The organism is Chryseobacterium sp. R2A-55, from assembly GCF_021401085.1.
Classification (GTDB): domain Bacteria; phylum Bacteroidota; class Bacteroidia; order Flavobacteriales; family Weeksellaceae; genus Kaistella.
In genome coordinates this window covers 1-21159 of sequence record NZ_JACBFP010000002.1, presented here as the reverse complement: position 1 = coordinate 21159, position 21159 = coordinate 1, and the positions used below count along the sequence as shown (strand labels likewise).

General features: G+C 40.1%; 16 protein-coding genes. 8 read left to right on the top strand and 8 right to left on the bottom strand.

What is annotated here, in order from left to right; translation table 11 throughout:
• Positions 1-45 precede the first annotated feature (45 nt).
• On the top strand, positions 46-741 hold the full coding sequence (locus L0951_RS02865) for an RluA family pseudouridine synthase (protein WP_234109357.1): 696 nt from the start codon (positions 46-48) through the stop codon (positions 739-741).
• A gap of 24 nt (positions 742-765) precedes the next feature.
• Here L0951_RS02865 and L0951_RS02860 read toward each other — a convergent pair whose 3' ends face one another.
• The 8 genes from L0951_RS02860 to L0951_RS02825 form a co-directional block, all read right to left on the bottom strand.
• Positions 766-1410 carry a vancomycin high temperature exclusion protein gene (locus L0951_RS02860; RefSeq protein WP_410685999.1) on the bottom strand — a complete coding sequence of 215 codons (645 nt, stop codon included), beginning with the start codon at positions 1408-1410 and terminating at the stop codon, positions 766-768.
• A gap of 37 nt (positions 1411-1447) precedes the next feature.
• Positions 1448-2095, bottom strand: a complete 648-nt coding sequence (locus L0951_RS02855) for a lipoprotein signal peptidase (protein WP_234109355.1) — start codon at positions 2093-2095, stop codon at positions 1448-1450.
• A 70-nt stretch (positions 2096-2165) separates the two neighbouring features.
• Positions 2166-2324: a DUF2683 family protein gene (locus L0951_RS02850; RefSeq protein WP_234109354.1), complete on the bottom strand. Its 159-nt coding sequence runs from the start codon at positions 2322-2324 to the stop codon at positions 2166-2168.
• Positions 2325-2382: 58 nt separating this feature from the next.
• Positions 2383-2625, bottom strand: a complete 243-nt coding sequence (locus tag L0951_RS02845) for a DUF6576 domain-containing protein (protein WP_234109353.1) — start codon at positions 2623-2625, stop codon at positions 2383-2385.
• A gap of 95 nt (positions 2626-2720) precedes the next feature.
• The gene (locus L0951_RS02840) at positions 2721-3101 is read right to left on the bottom strand and encodes a TraR/DksA family transcriptional regulator (RefSeq protein ID WP_234109352.1); all 381 of its coding nucleotides are present in this window, start codon (positions 3099-3101) and stop codon (positions 2721-2723) included.
• Between the two features lie 58 nt (positions 3102-3159).
• Entirely contained in the window at positions 3160-6567 is a 3408-nt protein-coding gene (gene ileS / locus L0951_RS02835) for an isoleucine--tRNA ligase (RefSeq protein ID WP_234109351.1), read from the bottom strand.
• Between the two features lie 72 nt (positions 6568-6639).
• Complete coding sequence (locus L0951_RS02830; RefSeq protein ID WP_234109350.1) at positions 6640-8103, bottom strand: histidine kinase; 1464 nt, start codon at positions 8101-8103, stop codon at positions 6640-6642.
• Positions 8104-8337: 234 nt separating this feature from the next.
• Positions 8338-8814, bottom strand: a complete 477-nt coding sequence (locus tag L0951_RS02825) for a DUF2062 domain-containing protein (protein ID WP_234109349.1) — start codon at positions 8812-8814, stop codon at positions 8338-8340.
• A gap of 185 nt (positions 8815-8999) precedes the next feature.
• On the opposite strand from L0951_RS02825, the gene topA reads away from it, so the two are divergent.
• From topA to L0951_RS02790, 7 genes are all read left to right on the top strand, one after another.
• Positions 9000-11540, top strand: coding sequence for a type I DNA topoisomerase (gene topA / locus L0951_RS02820; protein ID WP_234109348.1), 2541 nt, complete (start codon positions 9000-9002; stop codon positions 11538-11540).
• Between the two features lie 429 nt (positions 11541-11969).
• Complete coding sequence (locus tag L0951_RS02815; protein WP_234109347.1) at positions 11970-15041, top strand: T9SS type A sorting domain-containing protein; 3072 nt, start codon at positions 11970-11972, stop codon at positions 15039-15041.
• Between the two features lie 114 nt (positions 15042-15155).
• Positions 15156-16232 carry an arginase family protein gene (locus tag L0951_RS02810; RefSeq protein ID WP_234109346.1) on the top strand — a complete coding sequence of 359 codons (1077 nt, stop codon included), beginning with the start codon at positions 15156-15158 and terminating at the stop codon, positions 16230-16232.
• 168 nt (positions 16233-16400) lie between these two features.
• On the top strand, positions 16401-17924 hold the full coding sequence (locus L0951_RS02805; protein ID WP_234109345.1) for a hypothetical protein: 1524 nt from the start codon (positions 16401-16403) through the stop codon (positions 17922-17924).
• A 2-nt stretch (positions 17925-17926) separates the two neighbouring features.
• Entirely contained in the window at positions 17927-18916 is a 990-nt protein-coding gene (locus tag L0951_RS02800) for a glycosyltransferase family 2 protein (protein ID WP_234109344.1), read from the top strand.
• 92 nt (positions 18917-19008) lie between these two features.
• On the top strand, positions 19009-20064 hold the full coding sequence (locus tag L0951_RS02795) for an EpsG family protein (protein WP_234109343.1): 1056 nt from the start codon (positions 19009-19011) through the stop codon (positions 20062-20064).
• Between the two features lie 4 nt (positions 20065-20068).
• Positions 20069-21052, top strand: coding sequence for an MraY family glycosyltransferase (locus tag L0951_RS02790; RefSeq protein WP_234109342.1), 984 nt, complete (start codon positions 20069-20071; stop codon positions 21050-21052).
• Positions 21053-21159: the final 107 nt, after the last annotated feature.

The window sequence follows — 21159 nt, the reverse complement described above, 5'->3', positions numbered from 1 at the left end:
GGAAGTGCAGATTTTACCTTAATTTTGGAGCCATAAATTTTATCCATGAACGAAAGTCAAAACTTCAGTGCCTCGCAAATTATTTTTGAAGACAATCACCTGATGGTCATCAACAAAAAGGTGGGGCAGCTCGTTCAAGGCGATAAAACCGGTGATTTTTCACTGCTGGAACTGATCAAGGATTTCATTAAAAAACGGGATCAAAAACCGGGAAATGTTTTTTTGGGTTTGGTGCACAGAATCGATCGGCCAACTTCCGGATTGGTCATTTATGCGAAAACATCAAAAGCCCTTTCGAGATTGACCCAAATGGTGAAAAACCGTGAAATCAAGAAAACGTATTGGGCGGTGGTTCCAAAAGAAATGATTCCGCAAAGTCAGCGGCTGATCCATTTCTTGCAAAAAAACGAAAAAACCAACAAAGCCACTGTTTTCCCAAAACCGACTCCCGGAGCGAAAGAATCTATCCTTAATTATCAGGTAATTAAAGTGTTGGATAATTTTCAATTGTTGGAAATCGATTTGGAAACCGGTCGTCATCATCAGATTCGTGCTCAGCTGTCTAAAATCAGAGTTCCAATCAAAGGCGATTTAAAATACGGATCCGCACGCTCAAATCCGGATGGCGGAATTCATCTTCATGCCAGAAAATTGGAGTTCGTTCATCCGGTAACAAAGGAACATCTTGAAATCATCGCTCCGGTTCCCGAAAATGATTCGGTTTGGAAGGCGTGTGAGTGAAATGGGAAAAAGTTCGGATTTGTACTACGGAATGATGACCCTCTCCCCACCAAACTTGGAATCCACCCCGAAAAGCAAATCCACAAAAACCTTTGCCCTGGCAAAATATTCACGGTTTTTGGTTTTCAGCCCGCCCATTTCTCTCACGTCTGTAGCATTGAAGCCAAAAGCTTGGATATTGTTTTTTCGTGCAAGATAAACTGCTCTTTCATTATGGAATTTTTGCGAAACGATGATGAAGGATTTTTGTCCAAAAATACTTTCGGCCCGAAGTACCGAATCCAACGTACGGAAACCGGCAAAATCCTGGTAGATTTTATCCTTCGGAATTCCGCGGGCAATGAGCGCGTTCATCATATCTTCCGGCTCGTTATAATCCTTTTGGGAATTGTCGCCGCTTACGATCAGGTATTGTACTTTTCCGGATTTATAGAGTTTTTCGGCGGCATCGATGCGGTATCTGAAATAGTAATTCGGGTATCCTCTTCCGGTTTTTTCGCTGGTTCCCAAAACCAGACCCACTTTTTGATTGCCAAGTTTGGAGAGGTCAGAAGTGACATATTTTGCGCTGCTTTTGGTAACCGTCAAGTTGGCTAGCCAAACAGAAAAAATTCCCAACACAAAAAGTATCAGGAACAGGGAGGTTATTTTTTTTAAAACTTTCATCAGAACTTACTAATTTCGTCTATGTTCTTTTTTCTAAGGATTAAAATTCCAATCCATTCGGGAAAGCCTTTTTCCTGAAAATCAACAACAAAGCCGCTCCAACGGTAATCGCGGAATCCGCAACATTGAAAATATATTTAAAGAACTCGATGTGTTTTCCGCCAATCAACGGAAAGTTTTCAGGAACATTCCAGTCCACCAGTGGGAAGTGGAGCATGTCCACCACGCAGCCTTTCATAAAAGACGAATATCCCTCGCCAATAGGAACGATTTTGGAAACTCCGCCGTAATCAATCCATCTTTGGATGTTTTCTTCGTAAACACTTCCGCTGTCAAAAATTAATCCATAAAACATCCCGTCGATCAGATTTCCGATAGCTCCTGCAAAAATCATCGCCATCGGAAGCAAAAGATAATTGCTGTGAATTCCCTCTTTAAGCCACTTTCTGAAAAGATAAATCATTCCGCCAATCAGACAAAGCCGCACGATGACCAAAAAATACTTCCCGATTAATCCGCCGAAATGAAATCCATACGCCATTCCCGGATTTTCTACAAAAGTGAGCCGAAACCAATCCTGTCCCAAAACGGGAATACTTTCTCCCAACTGGAAATGGGTTTTGATGTAGAATTTGGATGCCTGATCAATAAAAAGGATGAGTAAGGTGATGAGTGCTATTTTCTTCATGATGAGAGGTTAGATTTGGAGATGAGAGCTCGGGTTTTTCATCCTATTCTCAGTTCTCTTCGTCCTGTGTCTATTTTCTTGGTTTGGTTTCTTTTTTTACAGATGGTCTGTTTTCAGTTCTGGGATTCCGGGTGTGAAATTTTTCAAATTTGATACCCATTTCCTTCAAGGTGCTTTTCAGCGCATTGAGTTCCATTTGGTTTTTGGGGTGAACGATGATTGATTCCATTTTCTTATTTTTTGGTGGGGGCGTTGTTAAGGCTTTGAGACTTAACAATGCTTTATTCTTATTTTTTCGATAATTCGTCCAACCTTTTTCGATCTTTTTCAGACAAATCATCTATTCCGTTTTCGCCCATTTTACTCAGCAGCTGGTCAATTTCCTTTTTTCTGGAAATCTTTTCAGAATTGAATTTGTCGTCAATGGTATAATTTTTTTCTTCATCTGGCAAAACTTTCTCCTTAATTTCTTTGCGGAAAAAATAGGCGAAAATAATGGCGACGGCCAAAATAATTAATACTGTATTCATGAGTAAAATGGCTAAAATATAAAATGTACAATGCATAACGTATTTTTTGGAACACCTTATACAATGCACATTTTAGTTAGTACATTTAGACGAGTTTACCGCTGCATATTCTTTGCCTCAATGCTCAGCGTAGCGTGCGGAACAGCCATGAGTCTTTCTTTCGGGATGAGTTTTCCGGTTACCCTGCAGATTCCGTAAGTTTTATTTTCGATGCGGATTAATGCGTTTTTCAAGTCACGCAGGAATTTTTCCTGTCTTCCTGCCAGAATGGCGTTCTGTTCCTTACTCAGCGTTTCCGCGCCTTCCTCGAATGCTTTGAAAGTCGGCGAAGTATCGTCGGTTCCATTATTTTGGTCATTCAGGAAACTTTCGTTGATGAGCATCAAATCTCTTTCAGCCTTGGCTATTTTTTCCAGAATCACTTTCTTAAATTCCTGTAAATCTGCATCGCTGTATCTTTGTCTGTCTTCCGTCATAATAATTTGGTTCAATGGGTTCAAATGGGTAAAAAAAATTCAATAAGATCGAACAATGTTAAACTTTTTCTACGTTTACTTTAAATTTCAGATCCTCAATCTCGATTTCGTCAAAAATTGACAGTGAATTTACAAATTCTATTTGATTGCACAATACTTCTGCTGAAATATATGGCGTATTGTTGATAATTTCTTTCCTGAATGCCGAATTTTCTTCCAAAGTGATTGAGATTCGGTCGGTTAGATCAAAATCCTTGTCTTTACGCAAATTCTGAATCCGGTTGATGAATTCCCGGGCAATTCCTTCAGATCTTAATTCATCGGTGATCGTCAAATCCAATGCCACAGTGATTTTTCCTTCACTGGTCACGGTCCATCCCGGAATGTCTTTGGTTAAAATTTCCACATCTGCCAATTCGATTTCGTGTCCAGAAATCGTCATGGAGCCTTCTTTTTCCAAATTAGCAATTTGGTCAGAATTCATCGCGTTGATTTCTGCGGCAACGGTTTTCATGTCTTTTCCAAGCTTCACACCCAAAGTTTTGAAGTTCGGCTTGATTTGTTTCACAATCAGATGAGATGCTTCTTCCGCATTGATCAGCTGCAACTCTTTCACATTCACTTCCTGCTTGATGAGCTCCGAAACAGCCAAAATCTGTTCTTCCGTTTTTTGGTCTAAAACGGGAATCATCACTTTTTGAAGCGGTTGACGAACTTTGATATTTTCTTTTTTCCTTAATGAAAACACCATCGAAGTAATAGTTTGGGCCAAATGGGTTTTCTCTACCAGATTAAGGTCGATCAGTTGCTCTTCTACTTTTGGAAATTCCGTTAAATGCACACTTTCGGCACTATCTTTTCCGGTGACGGAATTCAAATCCTGGAACAATTGGTCCATAAAGAATGGCGCAATGGGTGCGGAAATTTTCGCCACAGTTTCCAGACAGGTGTACAAAGTTTGGTATGCCGAAATCTTATCATCGGTGTAATCGCCTTTCCAAAAACGTCTTCTGCAAAGTCTTACATACCAGTTGCTTAAGTTGTCATTTACAAAAGTGTTGATCGCTCTTGCTACTTTTGTAGGTTCATAGTCTTGGTAAAATTCGGTGACTTCTTTCACCAAAATATGTAGTTCTGATAAAATCCACCGATCAATTTCCGGGCGGTTTTCGATCTCTTTTTCTGCATAACTAAATCCGTCAACATTTGCGTAAAGCGCAAAAAACGAGTACGTATTATAAAGGGTTCCGAAAAATTTTCGGCGAACTTCATCGATTCCTTCCACATCGAATTTCAGGTTTTCCCACGGATTTGCATTGGAAATCATGTACCATCTCGTGGCATCAGGACCGTATTTTTTCAAAGTCTCAAATGGGTCCACCGCATTTCCAAGTCGTTTAGACATTTTCTGGCCGTTCTTGTCCAAAACCAAACCATTTGAAACTACATTTTTATAGGCTACCGAATCAAAAACGCTCGTCGCAATGGCATGAAGGGTATAAAACCAACCACGCGTTTGGTCAACACCTTCTGCGATGAAATCTGCAGGAAACGCCTTTCTGTCATCGATCAATTCTTTGTTTTCAAAAGGATAATGCAATTGTGCATAAGGCATTGAACCGGAATCAAACCAAACATCAATCAAATCGCTTTCGCGCTTCATCGGCTTACCTGAATCCGCAACCAGGATGATTTCATCCACATAATTTTTATGCAAATCGATCTTAGCATAATTTTCTTGAGACATATTTCCGATTTCAAATCCTTCAAAAGGATTTTTCGCCATTAATCCTGCGTCGATGGATTTCTGAATTTCGATCATCAGTTCTTCCACGGAACCGATGATTTTTTCTTCTTTCAAATCTTCGCTTCTCCAGATGGGTAAAGGAATTCCCCAATATCTTGAACGGGAAAGATTCCAGTCGTTGACGTTTTCCAGCCAATTGGCAAAGCGACCTTCTCCGGTGGATTTTGGTTTCCAGTTGATGGTTTCGTTCAGTTCCACCAAGCGGTCTCTAACTGAAGTCATTTTCACAAACCAAGAATCCAAAGGATAATACAAAACCGGTTTATCCGTTCGCCAACAATGCGGATAGGAGTGGACGTATTTCTCTACCTTAAAGGCTTTGTTTTCTGTTTTTAAGAGGATTGCCAATTCCACATCCCAAGATTTTTCGGGTGCGGTTCCATCGTCATAATATTCGTTTTTAATGTATTTCCCCCCGAAAATTTCAGGAACCCGATCGCCTTTCAAAAATTTTCCGGTCAAGTCCACCAGTGGAACCAGGTTATCATGGGAATCTTTCACCAACATGGGCGGTATTCCGTTTTCCTGTGCAACGCGGTTGTCGTCTGCACCAAAAGTCGGCGCGATATGCACAATTCCGGTTCCGTCTTCCGTGGTTACAAAATCTCCTACAATCACCCGGAATGCTTTTTCCGGATTTTCGGCCGGCAAAAACCATGGGATCAATTGTTCGTATTCACTTCCAGCCAAATCCGAACCGTTAAATTCTGCAAGGATTTGATAGGGAATAGTTTTGCTTTCAGCATTATAATTGGCGAAATCCTCATCATTTCCTTCTGCATATTTTTTGCCGAAGTTTTTCTCCAGAAGCACTCTCGCCAAAATCACATTGATCGGCTCAAGAGTATATTGGTTGAAGGTTTTCACCAAAACATACTCAATGTCTTTTCCCACCGCAAGTGCCGTGTTTGAGGGCAAAGTCCACGGAGTTGTTGTCCAGGCCAGAATTCGGGTTGGAGTGTTGGAAAGTTGGAGCATGGAAAGTCTGGAAGCCAGATTTTCCGAAAATTTCTTAACCGAAAACTGGGCCACAATTGTGGTATCCGAAACATCCCGGTAAGTTCCCGGCTGATTCAATTCATGGGAAGAAAGCCCCGTTCCTGCTTTTGGTGAATAGGGTTGAATGGTGTAACCTTTGTACAGCAAATTTTTGTTGTAAAGCTGCTTCAAAAGCCACCAAACGGTTTCCATATATTTCGGTTCGTAGGTGATGTATGGATTTTCCAGGTCCACCCAGTAACCGATTTTTTCGGTAAGGTCATTCCAAACGTCCGTATAGCGCATTACCGCTTCTCGACAAGCTTTGTTGTAATCCTCCACCGAAATTTTTATGCCGATATCTTCTTTGGTGATTCCCAATTCTTTCTCCACACCCAATTCTATAGGTAAACCATGGGTATCCCATCCTGCTTTTCGGAAAACTTTTTTCCCGTTCTGGGTTTGGAAACGGCAGAAAATATCTTTAATTGCACGGGCCATCACGTGGTGAATTCCCGGCATTCCGTTTGCCGAAGGGGGCCCTTCATAGAAAACGAACTCCGGTTGTCCTTCTCGGATTTCAACGGATTTCTTAAAGGTTTCATGTTGGTTCCAGAATTTTATGATATGATCTGAAACTGCGGTTAAGTCAAGGTTTTTATATTCGTTAAACTTCTTCATTGTCAGCAAATTCTGTTCGGAAAATTAAGGCTGCGAATATACGGAATTTTTAGCGGAAATCTAGTTTTCCTTTCAGTTCAATTCGTTGCGGCACGGGATTTCAATGATTACCTTCGTTCCTTTGGCGGTGCCGTTTTCTTCCAGGTCGATATAGGTGATCCGATGTTTCTGGTCTTCAAAATAAGTGCCCATCATTTCATTCGCGATCTGGATTCCCATTGATTTGCGATTTTGCTGGGAAGTGGCTTTTGTTTTTTTAGCGGCTTCTTTTCGACCGATGCCGTTATCAGAAATGGTGATTTCAATGAAGCCATTTTTTTTGCTGATTTCAGTGTGAATCTTTTTATAGGAAACGGTGGAAACTCCATGGACAATGGCGTTTTCTATAAACGGCTGCAAAACCATGGGTGGAAGTGTCACTGCAGTGCAATCGATTTCAGGGGAAACCTTAATGCTGAAATCGATGGGTTCGGCAAATCGAAGATTTTCTATTTCCGCATAAATCTTGATCGTTTCCAGTTCTTGTTCCAGAGTGAAATATTTCACCGTGGATGCGTGCAGAATGGTGCGGATGATTCTGGAGAATTTGGTGAGATATGCTGCCGCATTCTCGGTGTCGTGCTCCAGAATATAGTATTTTACTGAGTTCAGTGCATTGAAAATAAAATGCGGATTCATCTGGCTTTGCAATATGGAAAGTTTTAAGTCTGAAATTTCCTGAAGATAATTGATCTGTTGGTTTTCCACAAGCATTCTTTTTTGGCTTTCCGTATGAATCTGGTTTTTCAGCAGTTCGTTTTTCTTGAGTTCACTAACAAAGTTTTCATGGAATATTTTTTTCTCATTGGTGATGATCCGTTGCCGATGTCCCAATGCAACTGAAAATGCAACATTTTCCACGAACAGTCCCATATAAAATATGAAATCGCCCATTTTTTTAGAAATGTTGATGAATGGAAGATTGCGAATTGATTTTTCGCCGATCATGGAAGACAGAAATAAAAAAATGCCCCCAAAAAGAATGTAGTATTTCAGGTTGTTTTTTACTTTCATTAAGATCACAAAAGAAATGATGGTTTGTATGGTAATGAGAATGATGAAGGTTTTTTGAAGAAAGTAAAATTGCTGCTCATTCTTAAAAATCAAAACCATCACATAGCTTAAAATATTGAGCAACAAAAGGATAATAACGGGAATGGTGATTATTTTGTACCACTTTTTATTCATTTTTTTAATGTTCAAGAATGTGGTAAAAAAGAAAAAATAAATGCAATTGAAAGTAAAAGTAAAGAATTGCTTGGAGCGGTAATCAAGCTGAAGGAATTCCTGAAGGTTCAGAATGAAGCCGCTTTCTGCAACCGGAAGATACGCCAGAAATGAAGTGAAAACATACAAGCTGTACAGCAGGTAGGAATTGCTCCGGTTCTTTAAGAACATCATCATGTGGGACGCTGAAAGCAGGATAAGACCACCCAGCGCAAAATATAAAATGCTTCCGTAGGTTTCGTTTTCAATGATGGTTTCAAAAGGACTCATGTTTTGTTAGTGGACCCTGAATTCTGGAATTTCTTCGTGACGACTTAAATGGTTTTTGGTCAATTTTTTTTTAAGGTATTTTGCTTTAGGTCAATCATATTAAGGTAATTGGACGAAAGTAAGAAATTTTATGGTAAATAATCAATATCTCATTTTATAAATGAATTTGTGTGGATGAAAATGAAGATTTCATCGCATTATCTGCTCCAAAACGGTGCAAAAACGGTTTGATGTTCAATTTTTCGAAAACAAACGCAAAACAAGATATGAAAGAATTCCAAAAAAAACGCCGGCAAAAAATGCCAAAATTAGGCTTCCGATGACGTATTGGAGCAAATTGCTCTTCACGAATTCCATGTCGAAAGTGATGTTTTCAAATGAAGTTTCACCACCCACGAATGGCGCACCCACCAATACCGAAAGGAAAATGATGAATGGAATCAGGGGTGGAAAAGTAATTTGCGATGCCATGAAAGTCAGTACTTTATTCAGCTTGAAATAAACCGACAGCGAAATCGCCAAAAAAGAATGCAGCCCCCAAAACGGAGAAATCCCAATGAAAATGCCAAGTGCAATTGATTTTGCCTTGGTTTCATTGCTTCCCTCACTTTCCAGCACATTCTCTTTCAGAAATCTTCGGAATCCCTTTCTCCGAAAATATCTGTAAAAAACCTTTTGGCTTTGGATGCTGTTTTTGATGAAGTTTTGCAATGCTTACAATCTTTTTACAAAGGTAATACCTTAATATATATTGAATTTTAACAAGAGTTTTTTTCAAGTGAAGTCATGAACATGATTTCATGCAAATGAATGCAAAAACCTTGCGGTTTTATGGTGGGTTTCGCAGAAAAATTTGCACTAAAAAAAAATCCTCTACTTTTGCAAAAATTTTCAGGATGTCAAAAAATCTCGTCATAGTTGAGTCGCCTGCGAAAGCGAAGACCATTCAAAAGTACTTGGGAAAGGATTTCGAAGTGAAATCCAGTTTCGGGCATATCCGTGATTTACCCAAAAAGGGAATGGGAATTGACCTGGATACTTTCACACCTGAGTACGAAGTTTCAGCGGAGAAAAAGAAAATTGTAAGCGAACTCAAAGCATCGGTGAAAAATGCCGAAACCATTTGGCTCGCTTCCGATGAGGACCGCGAAGGAGAGGCTATTGCATGGCATTTGGCTCAGGAACTTAAACTGAATGAAGACAACACCAAACGAATCGTCTTCCACGAAATTACCAAGAACGCCATCTTAAGGGCGATTGAAAACCCTCGGAAAATAGACCAGAATTTGGTTAATGCACAACAGGCGCGAAGGGTTTTGGACCGGATCGTGGGTTTTGAAATGTCGCCGGTTCTTTGGAAAAAGGTGAAAACAGGACTTTCTGCCGGGCGAGTTCAATCCGTAGCGGTGAGATTAGTGGTCGATAGGGAAAATGAAATCCGTGAGTTTGTTCCAAAATCTTCATTTAAGGTGGATGGGGTTTTCCAGAATGGAGAAAAGCAGGATATTTCTGCCAAACTGAAAAAAGATTTCGCCAAAGTAGATGAAGCTGAAGATTTCTTAAACCAGGCAAAGAATACGGAGTTCAAAGTTTTGAACGTGGAAAAGAAACCTGGGAGCCGCTCTGCTTCGGCACCATTTACCACCTCCACATTACAGCAGGAAGCAAGTAACCGATTAGGATACGGAGTTACTGCTACGATGCGTGTTGCGCAACGACTTTACGAAGAAGGTTACATTACCTATATGAGAACCGACTCCGTAAATCTTTCGCAAGAAGCCATCAATGCAGCGAAAGCGCAAATCATTTCAGAGTTTGGCGAACAGTATTCCAATCCAAGAAATTACACCACAAAATCGGCATCTGCACAGGAAGCGCACGAAGCAATTCGCCCTACGGATTTTTCAGTGAAATCTGTGGGAGATGCCCAGTTGAATAAGCTCTATCAACTCATCTACAAAAGAGCAATGGCATCACAAATGGCCAATGCGAAAATTGAAAAAACCATCATCGAGATTGGGAATCCAAAACTTCCACAACATTTTGAGGCCAACGGAGAGGTCATTATCTTCGACGGTTTCTTGAGGGTTTATGGAATTACAAAAGCGGATGACGACGATGAGGAAAACACTGAGAAACTGCTGCCAAAAGTGTCGGTAGGCGAAGTCTTGACCTATAAAAAAATCGAAGCCACCGAAAAATTCACAAAACCTACCGGAAGATATACCGAAGCGGCTCTCGTGAAAAAATTAGAGGAGTTGGGAATTGGTCGTCCTTCCACTTATGCACCGACTATTCAAACGATTCAAAACCGCGAATATGTGGACAAACGTGAAGTTTTTCCGCACGAAAGAGAAATCGTGAAAATGACCTTGACCAAAGAGATTAAGAAACAGGTCTTGGTAGAAAAGTATGGCGGCGATAAAAATAAGTTCGTCCCAACCGATATCGGTGAAGTAGTGAATGATTTCCTGACCAACAATTTCGCGGAAATTTTGGATTATGGTTTCACGGCAAAAGTGGAACAGAATTTTGATGATATTGCCAATGGTTCTGAAGAATGGAAGAAAGTTCTGGGTGGATTCTACAAAGAATTCCATCCCAAGATTTCCAACGTGGAGGAAACCGCAGAACGAGCAACCGGAGAACGGCATCTGGGAAAAGACCCCAAATCCGGGAAAAATGTGATTGCCAGAATTGGAAGATTTGGACCGATGGTGCAGATCGGTGAACAGAATGATGACGAAAAACCCATCTTCGCCAGTTTGATGGCGAGCCAAAATATAGCGACAATCACTTTAGAAGAGGCATTGGAATTATTCAAAATTCCTTTCGATCTGAAAGATTTTGAAGGAAAATCTGTAACCGTGGGAATGGGCAGATTTGGACCTTATGTGAAATGGGGAGAAACATTCATCTCCATTCCAAGAGGTGAAGATCCCCTTTCAGTAAATCAGGAAAGAGCGGAAGAAATCATTAAGGAAAAGAAAATCGCAGATGCACCGATCGCTACTTATAAGGGCGAACCAGTGACGAAAGGAACCGGTAGATTTGGCCCTTTCATTAAATACCAGTCGATTTTTGTGAATGTTCCGAAGAAGTATGATTTCGAGAACCTATCGCAAAGCGATATCAACGAGCTGATTGACGCGAAGTTAGAGAAGGAAGCAAACCGCTACATCCAACAATGGGAAAAAGAGAAAATCTCCATTGAGAACGGAAGATGGGGACCATTCATCAAGTTCGGAAAAGGGATGTTTAAAATTCCTAAAAACAAAAAAGACGAAAAATACACCGCCGAGGAGTTAAAGGAGGTTTCTTTGGATGAGGTAAAGAAGTGGATTACCGCGCAGGATAAAAATGCCTTCAAAGAAAAACCCAAAAAAGCGCCGGTAAAAAAAGCAGCTGCAAAGAAAACGGCAGTCAAGAAAAAGTAAAATTTCCGGTATATATAATAGGACAAAACCTGCGGCTGCTTAGTTGCGGGTTTTTTTTTGGTGCGTTTCTGTTGGTTTATTTCGATGAACCATGAGAATTTTGTTAAGAACCGAAACTTCTCTCGTTTTGCGTGTCCTACTTTTGCTCCAAAACTATTTTTCGAACTGTGAATACTTTATTTTCCGAAGGTTTTGTGAATATTTTAAAGTGCTACAGATCGCGAAAAACCGATGGTTTCTAGTATAATTTTGCGATTCCACTTAAAAAAAATAAAAATAATATGGAAAATGATGGTTTACGTAAGATTTTATTTTATACATTTGACCCATCACAAATGAAGTTAAAAATAACCACAAAATGATTTTTTAGAATCATCACACAAAAGATGTTAAAAAGTTTACAACCGAAATGTAATATTTTTTAACCCCATGATAAGACTTTATTTGTTCGTGATTTGCTTGGCGGCAAATCTCGTGACGGCTCAAACCCCAAATTATTCTAAAGCTCCCAACAGCTACATTTTCGATATAGATCAAGCTTCTGCCAATCATTATGGCGGAATCATGATTCCTGTGAAAAAAGCCTACAAGATGTGGGCAAACTACCCATATTTGAAAACCGACGGTGCCAATACCCCAATTCCAGATGGAGAACAACAGGCAAGTCTGTATTGGGAGGATGTACCGGGACTGATCTCAAAAGTTTCCATGGTAAGCGGCGCCACACCAGAAGATGCCAAAATGAAAGTGGAAATAAACCCTGCCAAAGGAAAAGGCAACGCCGTTGTTGCTTTCAAAGTGGCTGGAGTTATTTATTGGAGTTGGCATATTTGGGTGACCGATAATCCCGGCAACGGAATTACTTATTCACATGGTTTTGAAACTGACGCCAACATGACGCCGGTCCAAATAGAATATATGGATCGGAATTTGGGAGCAGTAAGCAACAGTTTTCTCAATGACCAGTGGCAAAAATCTGGCGGATTGATGTATGAATGGGGCCGAAAAGATCCTTTTCCACCGCTGGTTAATAAAGACGGATATTTTTATGAGATCACGGGAGAAGTGGGCGTTTTGAAGCATAAGCAGATTGACCAGACCAATACGATTCCTGTTGTGATCCGGCCTTTTGATGAGATTGAAAAAAATATTCAGTTCTCGGTAAAGAATCCCATCAAATATATCATCAATACTGACGCTACCGGTAATTGGTTTTCAAATAGCAGATACAGAGTTGCCGGAGCAAGCCCAGATTATTTCACCTGGGATTTGTGGGCAGATAATGCCAAAGGTGGAAACAGCAATGCAAATAGTTCCAATACTGCGCTGAAGAATGAGAGCCGTTCCTATGAACTGAAATCCGAATTGGATCCCTGCCCGAATGGATGGCGTATTCCTTCTTATTATGGTCGGGAAACACAAAACAACAACTTGTCTTTTTTTGGAAAGCATGATTGGAACAATGATGATCTTAATGTTAATCTCAGACAGATTTTTCCCAATCAAACCAACCCCAGTTTAGATGGCATCAAGATTTATCCTGGATTAGGTATGGATTTTACTTATGCGCAAGGTGGTGCCCGCAATCTGGGCGTCATCTCTAATCCGGGGGGGTATGTTTATTACCCGAATGATGCTGCACCAAATGCTCCGGTCGGGATCATGTTTCAGGATTCCAATGCCAATGGAGCCTTCTGGAGCGCGACTTTTGGTTTTGACGGGGGCCGCGTATTTTCGTTGGTTTCTGATCCAAATCGTACAACAACTAATGTTGGGATGCATGCAATCTATAATAACCAGACTCACCCCACAAGATCCGGTAATGCGGTGAAATGCATTAAAGATCCTAATTTGGCGCAAATTGGCAACTTTGTTACAGAATATTTCGTTCGCGAAAAAGAAGACTACCGAAACGGTTTAGGAAATCCGAACTCCTATGTGATTGTCAATGAATCATCCATAGAAATTCCAGTCAATAAAGCTTTCTCGGTTTACAATCAGCTGCTTACGGATCATGAGTCCAGAAGTACCTCGAATCTGATCGCGAATCTTTTGTGGACCACCAATCCTGCCATGATCACGAATGTAAAACTGCAGCTTAATGCCCAAGATCCTAGGGAATCCGTAATCATTGTGCAATTTGCACAAGGAGAAACCGGGAACGCTGTAGTCTCTCTACATTCAGGCAATAATACGAATCCCGCTTACTGGAGTTGGCATATTTGGAAAACCGCAAGTGATCCAAGAGAAAACACTTTCACTTACAGCACAGAAACTCCAATTTCGGTTTCTTATAATTTTGTCAACCCCACCCAAAGTAAACTTCCGCCGTTGCAGACTGTATTCATGGATCGGAATCTTGGCGCAGAAGATGCGTCATTAGAGTCGGGAATTTCAAATGGTTTACATTATCAATGGGGAAGGAAAGATCCAATCCCATCCTTTGCCAATCAAAAATCGCAAATCATTTATCTTCCAGAATTTAATAATGGAGGTGCGTATATTCCAAACTCAATTGCAGTAAATGCGACTCAATATGCTCAACAATTCACCAAATCCTATGACCAGTACGGTTCCCAAAACCCTAAGAAGGCAATAAAATTGGAACAAAATATGAAGTTTGCTGCCGAAAATCCATTGATATTTCTATATCAGCAGGGATTAGGGGCGATTTACGATGGTGGCAATCATTTCGCAAATGATTTGTCAAAGATTAAGGATTGGGTTTCTGATGAGCGTTCCCAAGCGGATGACAGATGGGGACACGCGGATAGAAAATCACCTTTTGATCCTTGCCCAAGTGGATGGAGGGTTCCCGACGTGAACTTTGCCAACCTGTATTCTGGTTCCAAAGGAAGTTCACCTTGGTATAATGGTTATAAGAATGATGCATATGGAAAACTGGGTGTCATCCAGGATCAATGGCATGATATCATCAATTATTACGAAGGGCAAACAGTGAGTCAAGGTTGGAAATTCCCTAGTACGACTTTTCAAATTGGTAATTTCCCCAAAGATGGAATGCGTGGCGAGCTGGGTGACAAAAATATTTCTTATGAAAGATCCGGTGTTTGGACTGCTTCTTTAGCGGATTTTTATACCGGTTATGCATTGTCTATGCAATTTCAGGGAAATAAAATGCAGACCGGCGCTGGAGCCTATCCACAAGCTGGTATGTCTGTGAGATGTGCAAAAGATGAAAAACGCCTTCTTGGACTTCCATTGGGAAGCTCACCAACTCTGGATGTGATTTCCGTTACCCAGGCAAACCAGTCAAAACTGGAAATCCAAATCTATCCTAATCCTTTCATGGACGAATTCCATATCGCTAATGCTGATGCAAAAAGCTTTGAAATCTATGATTTCTCTGGAAAACTTCTATTGACAGGAATGGTGAAACAGGGAATGGTGAACGCTTCGGTTTTGCAGAAGGGCGTTTATTTAGTGAAGATTCAACTTAAAAATGGAAAATCTGTAAGCCGAAAAATCATCAGGAATTAAACAGTTAGACTTTGAATATGGAAATTCTATTTTGGGTTTTTTTTGCAGGCTTCTTTTACTTAAATTTGTGCAAAAGCAAAGAATTTACCTAAAACCCAAATAGCAATTTTCCCCATGAATCTTGAAGACATCCTTATTCCGCCAAAAGAGTTTAAAACCGAAAGTTGGCAGCTTGGAAACTTGATTTCCGGTGAAATTCAAGAAAATGGGATTGCACTTGTTTTTTGTTCGGATTACCGCGGGATTAAATTTGGTGATGCAGAAATCAATGATTTCGCCAATGTTCGCCGGGAATTATATGGTCTTTCGAAGCTTGATTTTGAAGTGCCCATCTGCGATTTGGGGGATTTGATTTCGGGACGGACGCACCAGGATTCACACTATATTTTGCAGGAAGTACTTTCCATGTGCCATTACAAAAATACCATCCCCATCATTGTGGGTGGAAGCAATGATCTGGCTTTTTCGCTTTTTTCTGCATTAAACTTTCATCAGAAAAACATCAACTATACCCAGATCTCCAATATCATTTCACTTTCCAATGAAGGTGAGGAGATCAATGAGAAGAATTTTCTGGCCAAGATTTTCAGCTCCAAAAGCTTTAGCATTAAAAATTATCACCACCTCGGTTATCAAAAACATCTGAATGAGATTGATTCCGTAAAACTCATGAAGGAAGTGGAGTTTGAAATCATCCGCTTGGCAGAAATGATGAATTCCACAGAGAAAACCGAACCATTTTTCAGAAGAGCCGATTTGGTCACGGTGAATTGTGATGCGGTGGAAAGTCTGGGCGATGGTTTTTCTGTAAATCCTCAGGTAAATGGCTTGAACAGACGGGAAATATGCGCCTATATGAAAGAGATCGGATTGAGTGAAAATCTGAAATCAGCCGGAATTTTTAACTTTAATGCAGACTCCGCAGCGTTTTTGAATCACCAACTTTTGGCGCAGATGATTTGGCATTTGGTAGAAGGAATTAACATCCAAAATAGTCACCCGAAGGAGAAAAACTTCGAAACGTTTTGGGTGATGGTCGATGATCAGCAGTTTTCTTTCAAGAGAGAGACCTTCACCGACTTGTGGTATTTTGGTGAGAGCGAGAAAAGTGAGGAGCTGGTTCCCTGTTCAAGGATAGAATATGAAAATGCGAAAAGGGGAATTCTCGATCCGCGGCTCTTTAGGGATTAAGTGGACAAGTTTAGGTTAAAATTCCTATTTTTGAGGCTGAAACTCACAAATGATAAATTCCAGGCTTCCTGAAAAGCGGGTTCGCTGCTGTTTTCTTCAGGCGAAGTCGCAGCAGTTACAATGCGAAAATCCACGGATATTTTGACCATTATCTTTAAACTTAACATGATGAGTAGATTCTTGCTTAAAGTTTTCTCTAGTTCAATTTTGTTGATTCTGGTTACTTTAATGACCAAAGTTCCTGTTTATCTCAGCAAGCATTTGCAGGAAGATTCATTCATCACTTGGCGTGTCGCAAGAAATCTCCTGCATTACCGCGTGATTGGCTTTAATGGAGACGAAAGGATTTCCGCTTCCACCACCCATCTTTACGTGGTGGTTTCTGCAATTTTTCAGTTGGTTTTTGGCGAAAACTTTATTTATCCGGTCTTGATATTGAGCAGCATTTTATTTGCACTGGGATCGATTTGGATAGGCAAAATCCTTTTCAGCCAGGATGTTTTGAAAAGGGGATTCTTTGTTGTTTTTCTCAATATGACTCCGCCTGCGCTCACCGCTTCCTGTTTGGGGATGGAGTACGGGATTTTATTTTTTCTTTATTCGGGTCTAATTTATTACGGTATTTTCAAAGACCGAAGATGGGCTTTTGTGCTGTTCCCGATCTTGATGCTTTGGACCAGAATAGATACCGCAATTTTCCTGGGGGTTTTCTTTTTGGTGGATGTGGTGATTCGTAGAAAAATCAATTTTGTATTCATTCTTGGTGGAATTTTGGGCTTGGTCAGCGTCTTAGCCTTTAATTTTCTCTATTTCGGAGCGTTGGTAAATCACACGATTTATGCCAAAAAACTAGCCTATAAAAACCTGACACAAAATTACGGACCGGAATATTTCATTTACCAATGGGCTTACTACGGCGGGCTGATCAAAATATACGCATGGTGGACAGTGGCGGTTTTCCTTGGGTTCTTAGGTTTCTTGGCATTTGCATTTTCAAAAATCATCAAAGAAAAAAGTAAAATTTCATTCCGAATAAAGATCATTTTGGTGGCCATGGTAGTTTTTGCTCTGCTAAAGATTGCCGTTTTTTCTTTATTGAAAGCCTATTTCGATTGGTATTACTGGCTTCCTCGGCTTTTCCTTTTTATTCCGGTACTCTATTATTTCCTAAATATTTTCCAATTGCGGAAAAGAGTATTGATTCCGTATTTAGGTGTCCTCTTTTTCGGATTGTATCTTTTTCAGTTGTGGCAGTCTTTTGCCATTGGTTATATGGAGGAAACACAGCGTGTCCAGATTGCAGAAGACATCAAGGCAGAAAATTTTGGCATGAACCATTCAATTATTCTGGAACCCGCCGGAAAGATTCCTTTTTATACCGGGCTTTATACCTATGATGAGGTCGGACTTGTCAACAAACGGATTAATGAAGAAATGGTAAAGGATGAAAAATTTTGGTGGATGAATTCTGTGAGGGATTTTCAGCCAGACTACATCTTAACGGTGGGTAAGAAACCCGGTGGAAATTATTACCACATGAAACCGGCAGACTTCAAGTATTTCGATGCCCATTACCAGTTTGTGAAACAATATCCCATTGCAGAAATACACCAGAATGCCCCCGAAATTCTGAAATGGATTTACAAAATCCGACCCATCGGGAAAGACTATTTTCTCTATCAAAAAAGATAATGATGGCAAAGGTTTCAATCATCGTTCCCGTGTACAACACCGAAAGGTATCTGAAAAAATGCCTGGATTCGCTGGTGAATCAGACTTTGGAAGATTTGGAAATCATCGTGGTGAATGATGGAAGCACGGATGGTTCACAAATGATCATTAACGGTTTTCAAGAAAAATATCCTGCACAAATAAAATCTTTCACCAAAGAAAATGGTGGTTTAAGTGATGCCAGAAATTTCGGACTTGATAGGGCAAAAGGCGAGTTCATTGGATTTGTGGATAGCGACGATTACGTTTCCCAAAATATGTTTCTGGAAATGTATGAATTGGCGAAAAAAAATTCGGCAGAGTTGGTGATCTGCAATGTGCAGAAAGTAAATGAAAAGGGAGCGGTAACGCAAAAACTCACCCAAATTCCACATCTGCCCGAAAAATTAATTTTGGAGGAGAACTTATCCGTTTTTTCTGACCTGAGCTATTTTGCCTGCAATAAGCTATTCAGAAAGGAATTATTTGAAGGCAGGCGATTCAAAAAAGGAGTGCAATTTGAGGATATTCAGCTGATTCCGCAACTTTTGCTGCAATGTACTACTTTGTCCCAAACGCAGAATTATCACTATCAATATTTGGAAAGATCACAATCAATCACAAAAACGCATACCGAAAAAGGACTTGATATTTTGGAAGCGGTTCGTGAAGTGAGCGCCGTGTATAGGAATTCCAAATATTCTGAAAGAACCGAGGAGCTTAAAAATTTTCAGATTTTGCAAGGTGTTTATACTTATTTGGCTTATTTGGCATTGGTAAAAGAAGAGTCTGTTTACAGGAAAATGTCATTGGCCCAAAAGAAATTCATTAAAGAAAACGGGATTTCTATATCAGAAATCTTTCAATATGAACGATTTGGAAGAAATTATCTCTTATATTTGTCTTTAAGAAAAAAAATTTATTATTTGCTTTATTTTTTGGGTCAACAAAAATTATTGCGAATGCTTTTATAAAAACACGACCACTTTAGATGCCAATTTTACACCCAATTTTCATCTTGATCTTTTTATTTCTTGCGTTTGCAAGTTATTTTGAGATTTTCAGATTGAAAAAAAAACAAAGTGTTTTTGTTTGGATCAGTGGGGTTTTGATTGTGGTCGCCGTGGGTTTTCGGATTAATGTAGGGGCAGACTACCCGGTTTACAAAATGCTTTTTAGTGGCTTCTCGCTGTACACCACCTATGGCGATGTGTGGGACAAGGCACTGCTTCGCCCCAATACCGAAGAGATAGAGTGGATTTTTGTGCTGATCAACAAGCTGGTTTTTGATTTTGGACTTCCATTTTATTGGGTTACGCTGATCATGGCATTAATTGCAGTCAGCCTCAAATTTACTTCCATCTACAAAAATGTGGCTTTCCCTTCTTTGGCTTTGCTTTTTTATTTTATGCCGATTATGTTTTTTGAGGATTCTGGGCAGATGCGGCAGGGTTTGGGAATTGCGGTTTGCGTGGCTTCTTTTAGATTTATCAAGGAGAGAAACCTGATGATGTTTTTGCTCTGCATGTACATTGCGCTGGGTTTTCACAAGACTTCGATTGTGTTCTTACCTGCCTACTGGATTGTGAAGGTCCCTATGAACAGTGGCAGGATTTTTTGGGTTTTGGTGGTGGCTCTGCTTTCATCACCTTTCGAACTTTACAGGTTTGCAGGAGGGTTTTTTAGCTCGATGACGCCGCAAGATATTTCCGGTGCATATACAGGATATTTAGATGATAGGTATTACGGAACGCAAGTAGAAACCGGATTAAATGATTTGGTGAAACTGGCATTTATCACGATATTAATTCGATACGACAAGAAAGGCTGCGAAGAGGTATGGTGGTATGAGTATATGCGCAACCTGGCAGTTTTTGGGATGGCTCTGTTTTATTTTTTCAGGTCAAATGAGATTTTTGCGGTTCGACTTCCGGGAGCCTATATGTTCTTTGTCACCATGTTTTGTATGCCGAATCTGGTTTACGCGGTGAGAGACCGTGCAAAGAAAACTTTGTATGTGGGTTTTATGACCTATTTTGTGATGATGTTCTTTTACTTTGGGAGAGGAAATGGACATCGTGCTGGTTTTACTTCAGACAGATACACCAATGCACTCTGGTAATTTTATGCAGCAGATCAAATTTTTACTCCAGGATTTAGGGATTCCACTTTTTTATGCAAAGTTGGTATTGGGGATCCTGTTTTCGTTTTTAATTACCTTTTATTCCATTCCACCCATCTTAAAGATTTCGCTGCAAAAGAATTTGATAGATGAGCCGGGTGTCAGAAGCTCTCATTTACGAAAGATCCCTAATCTCGGAGGGATTGCCATGTTTTTTTCACTTTCAGTTTGTGCGTCGATTTTTGCATTCGAGCTTTTTGAAATCTATAAATTTCTTTTTGCCTCACTGGTCATTTTGCTCTATATTGGGGTGATGGACGACATCGTGGTGATGCGTGCCTACAAAAAGCTCATCGCCCAAATTGTAGTGACCTCCTTGATTGTGATTGGTTCTGATGTGAGGATCAGGAATTTCTTCGGTCTATTTGCTATCTATGAGCTTAATTATTATGTAAGTGTTTTCATAAGTATATTCACTTTCATCATATTGATCAATGCGTTTAATTTAATTGATGGGATAGACGGTTTGGCTGGAACCTGTTCTATCCTTTGCAGCGCAATGTTCGGAATTAGCTATTTCCGGCTGGGAGAATATAATTACCCTTTGGTGGTGCTTTCGGGCGTGATCATAGGTTCGGTAGCAGGTTTTTTGGTTTATAATCTCTCGGGTAATAATGCGAAAAAGATTTTCATGGGTGACACAGGTTCCATGATTTTGGGATTTCTGCTCGCGTTTACTGCAATCAACTTTATCGATATTTTTATCGACAAAAAACTTCCCCAAGTACCAAGATATTATCTTCAGAGTGCGCCCGCAATTGCCATGGCAATATTGATCCTGCCGATCACTGATACTTTGAATGTCATCATCATTCGTCTGATCCTCGGCAAATCGCCATTCATAGCCGACAGGAACCATATTCACCATTCCTTATTAGATCTTGGGCTGTCACACAAAAAATCAACATTTTATATAGTCTCTCCTTAAAACGCCATCAACATATTGACAATCAATAAATTAATTGTAATTTTTCTTGTTTTTCTTTGCAGGATTTTGTATATTTGAGCATTAAAACCTTGCAAATATGTTGGGGA

Excerpts from the sequence above, each read along its gene's own strand:
- L0951_RS02815 (WP_234109347.1), top strand. The coding sequence starts at position 11,970 with ATGATAAGACTTTATTTGTTCGTGATTTGCTTGGCGGCAAATCTCGTG.
- ileS (WP_234109351.1), bottom strand. The coding sequence starts at position 6,567 with ATGAAGAAGTTTAACGAATATAAAAACCTTGACTTAACCGCAGTTTCA.
- L0951_RS02865 (WP_234109357.1), top strand. The coding sequence starts at position 46 with ATGAACGAAAGTCAAAACTTCAGTGCCTCGCAAATTATTTTTGAAGAC.
- L0951_RS02800 (WP_234109344.1), top strand. The coding sequence starts at position 17,927 with ATGGCAAAGGTTTCAATCATCGTTCCCGTGTACAACACCGAAAGGTAT.
- L0951_RS02810 (WP_234109346.1), top strand. The coding sequence starts at position 15,156 with ATGAATCTTGAAGACATCCTTATTCCGCCAAAAGAGTTTAAAACCGAA.
- L0951_RS02840 (WP_234109352.1), bottom strand. The coding sequence starts at position 3,101 with ATGACGGAAGACAGACAAAGATACAGCGATGCAGATTTACAGGAATTT.
- L0951_RS02830 (WP_234109350.1), bottom strand. The coding sequence starts at position 8,103 with ATGAGTCCTTTTGAAACCATCATTGAAAACGAAACCTACGGAAGCATT.
- topA (WP_234109348.1), top strand. The coding sequence starts at position 9,000 with ATGTCAAAAAATCTCGTCATAGTTGAGTCGCCTGCGAAAGCGAAGACC.
- L0951_RS02850 (WP_234109354.1), bottom strand. The coding sequence starts at position 2,324 with ATGGAATCAATCATCGTTCACCCCAAAAACCAAATGGAACTCAATGCG.
- L0951_RS02855 (WP_234109355.1), bottom strand. The coding sequence starts at position 2,095 with ATGAAGAAAATAGCACTCATCACCTTACTCATCCTTTTTATTGATCAG.
- L0951_RS02790 (WP_234109342.1), top strand. The coding sequence starts at position 20,069 with ATGCAGCAGATCAAATTTTTACTCCAGGATTTAGGGATTCCACTTTTT.
- L0951_RS02805 (WP_234109345.1), top strand. The coding sequence starts at position 16,401 with ATGAGTAGATTCTTGCTTAAAGTTTTCTCTAGTTCAATTTTGTTGATT.
- L0951_RS02845 (WP_234109353.1), bottom strand. The coding sequence starts at position 2,625 with ATGAATACAGTATTAATTATTTTGGCCGTCGCCATTATTTTCGCCTAT.